The organism is Vibrio sp. Vb1574, assembly GCF_033338675.1.
Genome location: NZ_JAWOTC010000018.1, coordinates 14,748 through 28,597 on the forward strand (window position 1 = coordinate 14,748; position 13,850 = coordinate 28,597).

14 protein-coding genes, 1 pseudogene and 1 riboswitch are annotated in these 13,850 nt (G+C 41.9%); of the genes and pseudogenes, 9 read left to right on the top strand and 6 right to left on the bottom strand.

Going from position 1 to position 13,850, the window contains the following annotated elements:
* The first annotated feature begins 132 nt into the window (after positions 1-132).
* From R7O12_RS13085 to R7O12_RS13095, 3 genes are all read left to right on the top strand, one after another.
* Positions 133-564: a YccF domain-containing protein gene (locus R7O12_RS13085; RefSeq protein ID WP_005373685.1), complete on the top strand. Its 432-nt coding sequence runs from the start codon at positions 133-135 to the stop codon at positions 562-564.
* Between the two features lie 692 nt (positions 565-1,256).
* Positions 1,257-1,595, top strand: coding sequence for a hypothetical protein (locus R7O12_RS13090; RefSeq protein ID WP_017635147.1), 339 nt, complete (start codon positions 1,257-1,259; stop codon positions 1,593-1,595).
* 257 nt (positions 1,596-1,852) lie between these two features.
* Entirely contained in the window at positions 1,853-2,701 is an 849-nt protein-coding gene (locus tag R7O12_RS13095; RefSeq protein WP_054576131.1) for a patatin family protein, read from the top strand.
* 142 nt (positions 2,702-2,843) lie between these two features.
* Here the strand turns inward: R7O12_RS13095 and R7O12_RS13100 are convergent, their stop codons facing one another.
* Positions 2,844-3,692: a pirin family protein gene (locus R7O12_RS13100; protein ID WP_132937022.1), complete on the bottom strand. Its 849-nt coding sequence runs from the start codon at positions 3,690-3,692 to the stop codon at positions 2,844-2,846.
* 401 nt (positions 3,693-4,093) lie between these two features.
* Here R7O12_RS13100 and R7O12_RS13105 point away from each other — a divergent pair, with 401 nt between their 5' ends.
* The 5 genes from R7O12_RS13105 to R7O12_RS13125 all read left to right on the top strand — a co-directional run bounded on the left by R7O12_RS13105 (position 4,094) and on the right by R7O12_RS13125 (position 6,987).
* The gene (locus R7O12_RS13105) at positions 4,094-4,303 is read left to right on the top strand and encodes a cold-shock protein (protein ID WP_005373691.1); all 210 of its coding nucleotides are present in this window, start codon (positions 4,094-4,096) and stop codon (positions 4,301-4,303) included.
* Positions 4,304-4,543: 240 nt separating this feature from the next.
* Entirely contained in the window at positions 4,544-4,753 is a 210-nt protein-coding gene (locus R7O12_RS13110; protein ID WP_005373692.1) for a hypothetical protein, read from the top strand.
* 50 nt (positions 4,754-4,803) lie between these two features.
* Positions 4,804-4,944 (top strand): PA3496 family putative envelope integrity protein, encoded by a 141-nt coding sequence (locus tag R7O12_RS13115; RefSeq protein ID WP_017633782.1) that lies wholly within the window; start codon positions 4,804-4,806, stop codon positions 4,942-4,944.
* 237 nt (positions 4,945-5,181) lie between these two features.
* Positions 5,182-5,281: riboswitch (purine riboswitch) on the top strand.
* Between the two features lie 89 nt (positions 5,282-5,370).
* Positions 5,371-6,387, top strand: coding sequence for an adenosine deaminase (locus R7O12_RS13120; protein ID WP_017819853.1), 1,017 nt, complete (start codon positions 5,371-5,373; stop codon positions 6,385-6,387).
* Positions 6,388-6,513: 126 nt separating this feature from the next.
* The gene (locus R7O12_RS13125; protein ID WP_005373699.1) at positions 6,514-6,987 is read left to right on the top strand and encodes a peroxiredoxin; all 474 of its coding nucleotides are present in this window, start codon (positions 6,514-6,516) and stop codon (positions 6,985-6,987) included.
* Between the two features lie 50 nt (positions 6,988-7,037).
* On the opposite strand, the gene R7O12_RS13130 is transcribed toward R7O12_RS13125, so the two are convergent.
* The 3 genes from R7O12_RS13130 to yghU form a co-directional block, all read right to left on the bottom strand.
* Entirely contained in the window at positions 7,038-7,445 is a 408-nt protein-coding gene (locus tag R7O12_RS13130) for an SPOR domain-containing protein (RefSeq protein WP_005373701.1), read from the bottom strand.
* Between the two features lie 212 nt (positions 7,446-7,657).
* Positions 7,658-8,827, bottom strand: a complete 1,170-nt coding sequence (locus tag R7O12_RS13135; protein WP_017819852.1) for a D-alanyl-D-alanine carboxypeptidase family protein — start codon at positions 8,825-8,827, stop codon at positions 7,658-7,660.
* Positions 8,828-10,010: 1,183 nt separating this feature from the next.
* On the bottom strand, positions 10,011-10,868 hold the full coding sequence (yghU, locus tag R7O12_RS13140; RefSeq protein ID WP_005373705.1) for a glutathione-dependent disulfide-bond oxidoreductase: 858 nt from the start codon (positions 10,866-10,868) through the stop codon (positions 10,011-10,013).
* 253 nt (positions 10,869-11,121) lie between these two features.
* Here yghU and R7O12_RS13145 point away from each other — a divergent pair.
* A pseudogene (locus tag R7O12_RS13145) lies at positions 11,122-11,241 on the top strand (dihydrofolate reductase); the annotation flags it as partial.
* 64 nt (positions 11,242-11,305) lie between these two features.
* Here R7O12_RS13145 and R7O12_RS13150 read toward each other — a convergent pair.
* Complete coding sequence (locus tag R7O12_RS13150) at positions 11,306-12,760, bottom strand: sucrose-6-phosphate hydrolase (RefSeq protein WP_132937021.1); 1,455 nt, start codon at positions 12,758-12,760, stop codon at positions 11,306-11,308.
* 31 nt (positions 12,761-12,791) lie between these two features.
* A complete protein-coding gene (locus R7O12_RS13155; protein WP_017819849.1) occupies positions 12,792-13,715 on the bottom strand; it encodes an aminoimidazole riboside kinase in 924 nt (307 codons plus the stop codon).
* Positions 13,716-13,850: the final 135 nt, after the last annotated feature.

Consider the following 13,850-nt stretch of genomic DNA (forward strand, 5'->3'; position numbering starts at 1 on the left):
ACTGCGGCGATTATTCTATCAATCAGGTCAATGAGGGCACGGAAGCACACATCGACAAAACAGACGGTTTAGATTTGTTTTACGCTGCTCTCAGGTATCTGAATCATCACATTCAAGAATAAAGGAAATAGAATGAGAACACTTGGTAACATCATTTGGTTTGTATTTGGTGGCGTATTTATGGGGTTGCTATGGTGGTTTTTTGGTATTTTGGCCTTTATTAGCATCATCGGAATACCTTGGGGGCGTGCGTGTATCGTTATGGGTAATTTTTCCTTTTTCCCATTCGGTAAAGAGGCCATCTCACGCGATGAATTGACCAATGAAATGGACATTGGCACGAGTCCGCTCGGCGTTATTGGTAACGTCCTTTGGTTTGTGTTTGCAGGCCTTTGGTTAGCTATCGGTCACGTACTTTCTGCCGCAGCATGCTTTGTCACCATAATCGGCATTCCGTTTGCGCTCCAACACCTCAAACTAGCGGTTATTTCACTCGCACCAATTGGTAAAACGGTTGTATCGTCTGAAGAAGCTGCAATGGCTCGATATAACATCAATCGTTAGCGATCGGCTAATGCACTTTCTATCCTCTGAGCAGTCATGCTCAGAGGGTAACGCCCGTCAAAAGTAAGCCTATAATCGCTATCGCATATTCAATAATGGCTGATTGTATATTCATACCGTCACCTTTACGTTGAAGTTTATCCTAGCTCAGCACTCCTTTACTTTTATAATTAATCAATACACCCAAGTGAGTTCAAGATGCTAGACTCATAGCGTCGTCACTGATTCAAACTCCAAGAACGACGTAACGAAAAAGCGAGCTATCCTATGCTCGAAATATGGGTTCTTTCCCCCTCGAAGTAGAGTTCAACAACAAAAAAGACGAACTATAAGCATAGCCAAAATTAATGCTTTTCGACCTAAAATATCTCACATCAATCAAAGAAAGCTTCTAAGATTTTCTCTTTTTGAGTAAATATAGACAGTTACAGTAGCGAAATTCTTCTCGGTAAAAATCCCCACTCAATCTCATGATCAGTTTTTAAAAAAAACAACAAAAATTCGTTGTTATCTAGAGTAATTATTTTATTTGTCGCAGAGCAATTCCATCAATATCATTTGCGACATCGGAGTGCTAGAGCATTGAAATTTTTAGCATTTATCACAGGTATAGAACGTAAAAAACCTTTTATTACTTATTTTTCTTTTTTACATATGTTCTAACTCAACGTCTATTCAGACAGGAATATACCGTGGATAAATATCAAGCAGCTTATGCTAAACGTCTAGAGAAACTAAATGGGGATCCATCTCCTAAAACGATAGCCCGCCTTTCGGCTTGGGATGCGTTTTTTAACAAGGAGTACGAGCTCCAAGACTTGGAATACCAGCTATCGGACGCTGCGCACCAGCACTATGAACAGTCGCATGCGAAGAGCGACATTAGCTTCAAAGAATTCAAACGAGCGTTTTATAATGAATCCATCAAAATTTACAATTTAACTGATGGCGCTTCTATCCAGAAAGTATTCACCCCATTACTTTTGCTTACAACGCTCTGGATAGTGTTTGTATGCCTATTTAACAAGTGATCATCAAACTATTCCAACAACGATCAGTATGGGACTACAGGTATGGCTCTATGTAAGGGGGCTAATTGGCTCGGTCTCCTTCACTAAATTAGCGACTCAATTACCCGCAATTCCATAGGCTAAAAGTGACAAGGGCATCCGTTGATGCCCTTTTTATTCAAAGGAACGCAACCTAGACCTTTGGCCCACTTGGGTATAAAACCATTATGCGTTAAGCTGCACGCTATTATCCGATTGATAAAGAGTGGAGCGAAGTGATGGAAAAAGTAGGCTCTCGAGCATTGATTGTCGAAGGTGGAGCCATGCGAGGCGTATTTTCATGCGGCATACTCGATCATTTTCTTGCTAGCGAGTTCTCTCCATTTGATAGCTTTTGGGGAGTGTCTGCGGGTGCTAGCAACTTGGCTGCCTACTTAGCTAAAATGCCCGGACGTAACTTAAAAATCTACCTCGATTACAGCTTAAGAAAAGAATTTATCTCTCCATCTCAACTTCTACGTGGTGGTGATATGATGAACTTAGACTGGATGTGGAATGTCACCCTCGAAGAACTTGGCATCGATAAATCTGCGCTCAAAGCTGATTCACGACCTTTCTTTTTAGGCGTGACGCGTCAAGACAATGGGCAAGCGGAGTACCACCTTCCTGATGTCGACGACTTGGCAGAAACAATGAAAGCCAGCAGCGCACTGCCTGTACTTTACCGAAATGGCGTATCACTGAACGGAATTCAATACGTTGATGGTGGCGTCTCAGACGCACTTCCTGTTGCAGAAGCAATAAAGCGAGGAGCCAAAAAGATTATGGTTTTACGCAGCCAGCCCGCAAGCTATCAAAAGCCAAGAGGAAGATTCAGCGCCCTAACTAGGAAGATGTTGAAAGAAACGCCCGGATTAATTGAACCGATGTTGACACGTGAAGTTCGCTACAATCAGACCTTAGCGCTGATCAACAACCCACCACCTGGTATCGAAATCATTCAAGTGTGTCCTCCTGAAACATTCAAGTTGAAACGGCTGAGTCGATCGCCAGCACCACTGCGTCATGCTTATGAGTTAGGAATTGAAGCAGGAAAGGAAGCCATCATACGCTGGAGTCAGAAGTAGAAAAAAGCCACGTGGATTAAACGTGGCTAACGCAAATTCGATGGCAGTGGATTATCGTATTTGCTTCTGGTCGAGCCCAATATTCAGGCTCAAAACTGTTTTAATTTGCTCGCTAACTGAAAAAGCGAGTAGGCTGTCAAAACTAGTAAGTTTCAAACAACCCAGAGTTGTAGTCTTGGATAGCTTGTTCTATCTCTTCCATGCTGTTCATGACAAAAGGGCCATAATGCACCACGGGTTCATTAATTGGCTCACCAATAAAGATCAGTGCACCACTCTCTTTTTTGGCCTGCAATTCAACCCATTCACCTTTCGATAAAATGGCCATTTCGCCTTGATTGATCTCACGACCTTTTAATTGAATACGACCTTTATAGACATAGAGCATCATGTTGTTGTCTTGATCCGTGTTCAAATTCAAAGCTTGACCACCCATCGCTCTCCAATCGGCTACCGTGGCAGCAACACCTGTCTCTGTTAGCGGCCCCTGAATTCGTTCGTTGTTTATAGTCATATGACCCGCAATCAAACGTACAACCCCCGTATTCGGAGTATCAAACTCAGTGATCGTTTCAGGTTGAAAGTCATGATATTGAGCTGGCTGCATCTTATTTTTCGCAGGCTGGTTAATCCAAATTTGGAAACCATGCAATTCGCCTTCCTTCATAATAGGCATTTCGCTATGGATGACGCCTCTTCCTGCCGCCATCCACTGTGCACCACCGGAACGAAGCTCACCAACATTATCCATATGATCACGATGCTGGAAATGACCTTTCAACATATAAGTAAGCGTCTCAATACCGCGGTGCGGATGCGGAGGGAAACCGCCGATATAGTCAGCGCGGTCTTCTGATTTGAGTTCATCCATCATCAAAAATGGAGAAAAGCTAGCATGATTGAAACCCGCTACACGGCGAATTTTCACTCCATCACCATCAGCAGTAGGTTGCGCAGGAATAAGCTGACGAATTTCTCTGAATGTACTCATACTAGTTCTCCTAGTTTATCTTTGTGACCGCTTGCAAGTCGCATGTTCAATCTATGGCTATCGATAAGGTTCTATTTTAGGTTGATGAGCTAAAATTATGAGCCATACTATTCGTTCTACTTATTCAACTTTTTCGAACAATACAATTTATCGAGTTAATAATGAGCACATTTAATTTATCTAAAATAAATGTAGCTATTTTCTAAACAAGGTGTATAGTGTGCCTTGGCTCTTAGAAGAGAGCTGTTAATGCAACATTTAGTTTAAGTTTCCTCTCAGTAAAATCGTGAATCCCCAATTCAGACACCTGCGTACAACTTCCTCTTGATTGAACATTCAATAGCTTAGAAAAGATCCACAAAACAAATCATAATTTTAATGTTTAATTCAAAGGTATTTTTATGTCTAAAGTAACTGGTTCAGTAAAATGGTTTAACGAAACTAAAGGCTTCGGTTTTCTATCTCAAGACAACGGCGGCCAAGATGTATTCGTACACTTTAACGCTATCGTTTCTGACGGTTTCAAAACACTGACTGAAGGTCAGAAAGTAAGCTTCAATGTAGAGCAAGGTAAAAAAGGTCCTCAAGCGACTGAAGTAACTCCTCTATAAGACTGCTTTTCTTGGTGTAGCATGCCCATGCTGCACCAAACCTCTCTCCTTCAAAAATATTCTTTCATCAATCACTCAGCCTAATTTTAGGCATTGCTTTGTGCTATCTAAAATAAACTGAATAGTACTGCTTAATTTATTATTTATAGGAAAAATCATGTCCTCAAAAAGAACTGGCCGTCAAAGGCATTGGTATCAATTACTTAACAAAGAGAAAATCACTAAAAAACAGGAGAATAAATGTTAGAAATTGAATTTAATTTAGAACAACCTCAAACCTCTTGGAACGCTAAAATACATCAATTAAATGGTGATATTTTACGAAGGCACGTATTACCGAAACTTCTTTCTCATAGCTTCATGATCGATTTTGAATATTGTGAGAAAACGCAATCTGGAACTATTCTCTGTGATTCAGGTTCAAAGTTAGGAAGTTTTACTGTTAACTGATTCAGTTTTCATGCATTAATGGATAATGCAACTAATTTGGAAGGTATCCAATGGCTAGAAAAAGTAAGAAGCAGTCAGAAAAAGACAAAAAAGAGTCTGAACAAAACGCGGCGGCGGTAAAGCAGAAAACTCGACGCCGCATAGAAGACATTATGGAACAAAGAGAATTTGATAAGTTATTCGATCTATAAATGCTCTCTAGTGCTTTCTCTGCCTTTATCGTTGTGCAAGGTACCGCCACCTACCTTTGCTCAAACGAATCTCCACTCTTTTAGACTACTCTTCTAATTACACGTGCCTCTCACACGCGCAAAAACAACTGGCTCCTCTATACTCAAGTGACTTGCAAATAGTCGTTTCGCTCACAGGAAAACCCGTGACTAATGACAGTTAGGTTATTTGCGTATAGCCAAAGCGATATTTTTGCGTATAATCCCTCTCGTTTGCTTCGTATAACCCCAATGATATGGTTTGGGGGTCTCTACCAGTTCCCGCAAAGTGCTGATTACGAAGAGTTGAGATCATCGTGGGTCTTACTCTTTGTGATAGCGTTCGATTTATTTCTATCTATACCTATTCTTAGAGTAACTGCATCCACAATACACATAAGGTGGAATATGAACGCATTTATTCAAGGTCTTCCAAAAGTAGAGCTGCACTTACATATCGAAGGTTCACTTGAGCCGGAACTCTTATTCAAATTAGCAAAACGAAACGGCATCGAGATCCCTTACTCTTCTCCGAGTGAACTACGCAGCGCATATCAGTTTACAGACTTACAATCATTTCTCGACCTCTATTACCAAGGAGCGGGAGTTCTGCGTACGGAGCAAGATTTTTACGATCTCACTTGGGAATACTTACTGCACTGTAAAGAAGACAACGTTATTCATACCGAAATCTTTTTTGACCCTCAAACACACACAGAACGCGGCATAGACTTTGACACTGTTATCAATGGAATCGCTCGTGCGCTAAAAGATGGTCACGAAAAACTTGGCATTACCTCGCAAATTATTGCGTGTTTTCTCCGTCACCTTTCAGAAGAGAGCGCCATAGAGACCCTACAGGCTATTCTGAAACACCGTGATAAGATCATTGGTGTTGGACTAGATTCTTCAGAACAAGGTCATCCGCCAGCTAAATTCAAGCGCGTATTTAAACAAGCAGTAGAAGAAGGCTTACTTACCGTTGCTCACGCAGGTGAAGAAGGCCCCGCACAAAATATTAGCGATGCAATTGAAATGCTTTACGTGAGCCGCGTGGATCACGGTGTTCGCTGTGTTGATGATGAAGCATTAGTTGAATCCTTAATCGAAAGCCAAATGCCACTGACAGTGTGTCCGTTATCGAATCTTAAGCTATGTGTATTCGACGATATGAAAGATCACAATATTGTGGATTTGCTACGAAAAGGTGTCGCTGTAACGATTAACTCAGACGATCCTGTGTACTTTGGTGGCTACATGACGGATAACTTTCTGGCCGTCAACAACGCACATCCAATGAGTAAGAGTGAACTTGCCCAATTTACAATGAACGCGATTGATGCCAGCTTTATCGATAACGAGTTAAAGGCGAAATATCGTCACCTTGTTAGCCAATACGTAAACCAGCACGAAGCTTTGCAATAAAGGCATCAGTGCCACGCCTTAGGCCAAACGCGTAGGTATTAAAACCCTACAAAAACTCTGTGGTTAACCGCATTTATAAACGCTAGACTGAGAAAGCTAAACTAGCACACAAAAAGGAATATAATCATGATTCAACAAGGCCAAGCTCTACCAGTTGCAACTCTAAGTGAGTTGACTGCCGATGGTATGGTGAACCACGACGTTACAGAACTGTTTGCGAACAAGAAAGTCGTACTCTTTGCTGTACCTGGCGCATTCACCCCTACCTGTTCAGAAGCCCATCTACCAGGCTATGTGGTATTAGCTGATGAGCTAAAGGCAAAAGGTGTTGATTTAATTGCGTGCGTTTCTGTAAACGATGCATTTGTGATGCAAGCGTGGGGTGAAGCTCAAAACGCTTCTGAGATTTTGATGTTGGGTGATGGCGACGCTAGCTTTACTAAAGCATTAGGTCTTGAAATGGATACAGGCGGCTTTGGTGGTATTCGCTCACAACGTTACGCAATGATCATTGAAAACGGCACAGTGACTAAGCTAAACGTTGAAGAGCCAAAAGAGTTTGAAGCAAGCAAAGCAGAAACGATTTTAGCGGCGCTTTAAGCTTACTCCTAAATACAAAAACGGAAGCCATCGCTTCCGTTTTTTGTTGGTTAACGCATTCTCACAACACTCGTTTGTTGCTTACGCTGCATTTCCGCAAAAGTCAGCACAAACGGGGATGACTGCTTTACACGGCTTGGTAATGAAGAAAGCGCATTGTAGGCATCCTGCTTCGTTTTAAAATCACCAACAGTTACCGTATACCAACGCGTGCCTCGGCTGTTTTTCCAGTTAACCCAAACCGGATGCTTAGGATCGATATAGCGAATATAATCTTTCACATCTTTTTCTTGCTTTAGCGCGAGTACCTGCATCGTGTAATGGTTTGGGTTTAAATAACCATATGCATCCTGAGAGGTCATGACTCCAACACATTGGCCGCTATCGACCTCCTGCTGGTAAGGCATAGCGCAGCCCATGAGCGATAAAATCAATGTCAAAGATAAAATCTTGTGCACGTGTCACTCCATTCTTGTTCTAGTTTCTTTTCTCTCGCACCCAAAAACACAAAACGCTCTTGGTCAGGTAAAAACACACTCTTACAAGAGGGCCTGTGTTTTAACGCAACGAGTATTCCAAAAACGTAAGGCGACCACGTTGGTCGTCTTAGTAAATTGATTTAATAGAACATTAACAAGATAGAGTGATATAGACAGAAGTTCGCTACTGTTTAGAACCAGCTAGCGACCAATTGCTTAAACCAGTCTAAAATTCGCTTGAATAAACTGCCTTCCTCCACGGACTCCAATGCAACGAGCTCGGCTTCATTTACGACCTTACCGTCGACTTTGTAAAGCACTTTACCAACCACTTGTTGCTCAGAAATTGGCGCAACTAAATCACCGTTGTATTCAACTTCCGCTTGCAGATTTTTTACATCTCCTTTTGGCAAAGTGAGATAAACATCGTTAGCTACGCCGACAGTAAGCTCGTCTTTTTCGCCCATCCAAACTCGAGCTTTCGCAAGTTCCGCACCCGCCTCAGTCGGCATTACCGTATCGTAAAAGCGGAAGCCATAACTCAACAGCTGCTTGCTTTCTGATTCACGAACATTCTCACTCTTCGCTCCCATCACTACGGCAATCAAACGCATATCACCTTGTGTTGCAGAAGTCGCTAGACTATAACCCGCGCCGCTTGTATAACCAGTTTTCATGCCATCGACATTCATACTACGATCACGAAGCAAGCCATTACGGTTGTATTGAGTGATGCCATTGTAAGTAAACGAGGTTTCGCTATACAGCGGATAGATATCAGGTAAGTCACGAATAATCGCTTGGCCCAACTTGGCAATATCATAAGGTGTCGAATATAAACCGTCACTGTCTAGGCCGTGAGGGTTGGTGAATGCCGTGTTAGACAATTCAAGCTTGGCGGCCCAACTATTCATCAAACTCACAAACCCTGATTCACTTCCCGCAACATGCTCAGCAATAGCGACACTGGCATCGTTACCAGATTGAACAATCAGACCACGGTATAAGTCAGACAAAGAAACGGAAGTATTGACTTCAATAAACATTTTTGAAGAATCTGGGAAATTTTTTGCCCAAGCATTTCGGCTGATGACAACCTCATCATTCAACGTAATATTGCCTGTATTAATTTCTTGACCAGCTACATAAGCAGTCATCAACTTCGTTAAACTCGCGGGGTTTAAACGTTTGTGGGCATCACGTTCAACCAGTACTTTCCCCGTATGGAAGTCCATCAAAACATAACCACGAGAACTGAGTTCCGGCGCATTTGGCACAACTGAAGGCGCAGCATAAGCCAACGAGGATACAGCAGCGAACCCTGTAATTAACACTGTGTGTAATATAGTACTTTTTCTCATCATGACATCTTATCTTAGTAGCATTTAAGGCTTACAAACGGTACCCGAATGAATTCAAAGCGCGGGATTACCTAGTTAAAAAACGAGTATATTGAAACGGCGCTCAGTTACAGCCACCTTGTTACGATTGGTTACTTTTACTCAATGTTTGTCGAAAATAATGAGAGGTAGGTAGAGCTTTCGTCTTGAAGAATGAAACAGGAGCAAAAATAATTCCGTAACGCTATGTTTTTTTAGAGGGGAGAAAAAGCGCGCAAGCCAATTCAGGGAGTAAGTTGGTATAGGAAAAGTAGTTGAGCTTTTATCCATATCTAAATAGGAAACAACAAAAACAAGCAACAATAAGCCCAGCTAATTATTTACCAAGAAAACATATTTAAAACGCATCATAAAATCGTAATTAATTATCGATAAATTTAAAAACCTAATATTATAATTTATGCAAATTTCATTTATTATTAAACTGGAGAAAAATACAGCTTTCCTTTTTTAAAACTAAGAGACGATTTTTTCGATGTTTTTAGGTTTATCTCATCAGAGAACTTGGTATAACAGTGAGGGATAAGGCATCCGGACTTAGCGCGAAAGGATAACCCACTGTTATTTAAGTTCACACGCTGCTTTTTAATGACTAGAGACTTTAAACTGCGGTTACCTTCGGTTTGTGCGGCTATTCTTTGACGTATCCCAACCCAGTACGACTCAAACGACGACATCATACATATCCTCTTTCATGATATAAGCATTAATAATTAAACATCGCTAAAAGCTAAGCTTGTCATAAATAAAAGTATTAGAAATTAATTTTATTTCATCAAAAAAAATCAACCCGCATATTCCACACAAATTTAGTGGTTATGTCAAATATTAATTATCATTAATTTTATTTATAATGGATATAAAATCAGTTTATAATTTTTAAATAATTTAATTATTAGAAAGCAGTATGACCAGTTCATATTTAACATGGAAATATGAGCTTTGTTTTGCATCATAACATATAAATACATTAAAGATTAATCTACGAACTAAATGCTCTTCAAGAGGTGATATAAATTAGCATTTCGAGACTAAATGAGAATAAAAATAGCGCACCGTATATGGTGCGCTATAGATTTGATTAAGGTCACTGTATAAGCATAGATAAAACTAAACTCATTTGACGTAGCTAGGCCAAGATTGCTTATGGTTTAAGTTTCAATACTTTATCAATATCTTCTGCGCTGTGGCGCTCAGGTAACTGCTCCCATTCTTCACCCCATGAACGGTTCACAATTCGACCACGTTTTACCGCTTCACGCTCATCAATTACTTTTGCCCAACGCACAACGTTTTTGTAGCTTTCTACGTCTAAGAATTCAGCCGCATCGTAAGCACGACCCAACACAAGGTTGCCGTACCATGGCCATGTTGCGATATCAGCGATGCTGTACTCATCGCCACCTAGGAATTCATTGTTCGCAAGACGCTTGTCTAATACATCTAACTGACGTTTTGCTTCCATTGTAAAGCGGTTGATTGGGTACTCGAACTTCTCTGGTGCGTACGCGTAGAAGTGACCAAAACCACCGCCTAGATATGGCGCAGAACCTTGCAGCCAGAATAACCAGTTCATTACCTCAGCACGCTTAGCGCCTTCTTTTGGTAAGAAATGATCAAACTTCTCTGCTAGATAAAACAAGATGTTGCCAGATTCAAACACGTTCACTGGCTCAGAACCCGAACGGTCAACCAATGCCGGAATTTTAGAGTTTGGGTTAACAGCCACAAAGCCAGAGCCAAACTGGTCGCCATCGCCAATCTTAATCAGGTATGCATCGTATTCTGCTGCCGTTACGCCAGCCGCCAAAAGCTCTTCAAACATGATCGTCACTTTCTGACCATTTGGGGTACCCATTGAGTAAAGTTGGAATGGGTGCTCACCAACTGGAAGCTCTTGCTCATGACGTGCGCCAGAATCCGGACGGTTGATGCTCGCCCACTGACCGCCGTTTTCATTATCGTTTGTCCAAACTTTTGGTGGAATGTATTCGTTAGCCATTGTTTTCCCTTATTGTGTTTGAATGCATCTTCAAACTGACGGGTCTTACGCGCCAGCAAGCATTATTAACATCACCTCTTCGCCAACTGCGATTAGGCATACTCAAGATATTAGGTCGAATTCGCTAAATAAAAGTCCTGTAATCTCTTTTAGTTAGAACCTTTGGTTATGGGATTTTCTTTCACGCTATAAGTAAAAACGTCACGATAATGTGAACTAGGTTCGAGATGCCAACGATGAGTAAGCGACACTCGGCTGCGCACCTCTGTTTGGGGATTTGGAGCAACCGTTGAACTTCAAAGTCACCAAGAGTGACGTTGTTTTGGATACCCTAGTTCAAACCACTTACGTACGTGATAGGCAGTTAAGTTAGATAGTTAGAAAGAAAAACGCCCTTCACTAAATCAATGAAGGGCGTTTTAATGTATTCGAAACCGTTACTTAGCTGATTCAAACAAACCAGAAATACCTTTCAAAGGGAAAAGCCTTGCTTGCTCCAACCCTCTCAACGTTACCGTATTCAGGTCATCAATAAAGAAACGACTGGTCATCGTGTGTTTGCCACCATTAATGAAAATCTCGATGACAGAATTGTCGATATATATATCAATCGTCTGCTTAGCGTCCAATCTTGGTGCTTTTCGAATGCTACCAAATTCTTCTGCGTACAAATGAGACATGTGACGACGGTCCAGCATAAACTCGTGCTTTGTCGCACTAAAGACGATGTTGTCACCTTTGAGGTTACTCAGCTCAAGTTCAAAGCCATCGCCCTCAAGGTCTAATTGGATCAAACAACTTGTGCTTTCCAGTGTATGGGACTGTGCAAAGACCACCTCTTCTTTTCTTAAACTCTCCAATTCAGGGAGTGGAGTTTGAACAAGAAAACCATCTTTCAACGTTAGTTCTCTAGGAAGAGACAACATTCCTGCCCACTGGTGTGTGACCGATGGCGTGTCGATTTCTGGCAACCCTATCCATGCAATAAGAATGCGACACCCATTCTCATCTAAATAGGTTTGTGGGGCGTAGAAATCAAACCCATAATCTGGCTGCAAAATATCTTGGTGGTTTTCTAAAATCATCGACTCTAGGTTCAACTGATCACCCACGATATACGCAACAGAATATATGTTTTTGAAATCATAAGGATTATTACTGCTCACGCCCTGTGGAGAAAACAGCATCACCGATTGACCATTAATCTCAAAGAAATCAGGACACTCCCACATGTACCCAAGGTCAGAAAACTTGGTCTTGATAGGACCTTTATGCTGCCACGTTTTCAAATCTTTGCTTTGATAGAGCGCCATTGAACCATGCTCGGTTTTGGTTTGAGCACCCACCACCATCAAATAGTCGTCGCCTTTCTTCCAAACTTTTGGATCACGAAAGTGCTCCGTGTAATGTTCGTTCTCAATGACCACACCATACTTTTCAATGTTGCCGTCTGAATCCATGGTGGCAAAACACTGTGTTGGGATTCGATTCCAGTTTTGGTCACGCTTGTTGCCAGTAAAAAACAGCAAAGCCTTGTTGTTTTCCACCAAAGCGCCGCCCGAATATACACCATGTGAATCGTAGTCTTGGTCAGGATGAAGACCCACGCCATGATCAGTAAAATGGATGAAGTCTTTAGTAGAAAGGTGATACCAATACTTCATTCCATGGACTGGTCCCACAGGCGTCCACTGGTAAAAGATGTGGTGCTCACCATTGAAATAACACAACCCATTTGGGTCATTTAACAGCCCAAATCTAGGGGCGATATGAAAACTAGGAAAGCCTTTATCTTGCTGACGTAAAAGTGTCATTTCTTCGATATCACACTGAGGGATTTGCTCAAGTCGGCGATATCTTTGCTTTACAGTCCAACGGTTGTTTAAGCTCATAATTTTTCTCAACTGAAATTGGATCTGAAGATCATTGCCCAATAAATTGCAGCAACTCTGTCTGGGTCGGAAGCGCGGTCATTGCGCCTTTTTGCGTCGTCGCTAATGCACCACAGCCATTTGCCCATTGAATCGCAGAGCTAACAACAGGATGATTTTTCCAATCGTCATGCCGAGACAGGCATGCCAGTAGCCCTCCGACAAAAGCATCACCCGCACCTGTGGTGTCAATCGGACTAACGACTTGACCTGTGATCAGTTCACTCTGACTTTCAAAGACGCGCCAAACACCTTTCGCACCTTGTGTCACCAAGACCAAAGCAATATTCAAAGAGGCTATTTGTTGTAAACCTTGCGCCATCGACGTTGAGTCAGTTAAGAACAAAAGCTCTTCTTCAGAGAACTTAACCACATCGGCCATCGCTACAGCCTTCATCACGACAGCTTGGATTTCTGATTGATCTTGCCACACTTCATCACGCAAGTTAGGGTCAAAGCTAATGAAACCACCAGCGGCTTTTGCTCTTTTGATCGCCTCAAATGTGCTGCTTCTACTTGGCTCATTTGCCAGTGAAATTGAGCAAACGTGTAGCCAGTCACCTTGCTTAAAGTTTGGGATGTCTTCAACAGACATAAACTGATCAGCGCTCGGTTTTACCATAAACGTAAAGCTGCGCTCACCTTGCTCGTCTAAATCCACCACCACTGTTGATGTTCTTTGCTCAGGATCTTTAACGAGAAACTCCGTGCTCACGCCCTCTTGATCGAGCGTTGATTGCATGAAGCGACCAAATGGGTCATCACCTACACGTCCAAAAAACGCACTCTTACCAGATAGACGAGCAATTGCTACGGCGACATTCGCTGGTGCACCACCGGGACATTTGAGTAAAGAAGTCTCAGATTCCGGTATTAGATCGACAACAGCATCACCAGTTACCCACACTTGATTCATCTTGCTTACCTTGAAATTAAAGCCCTGATAGTCCAACGTGTTGAACACCTTCACTACCAAGTAAAAATTGAAAAAGGCTAGCCAAGCCATTAGTGCTTGGCTAGCACCCCAAACATTTAGGAAAAGAAGTGGATT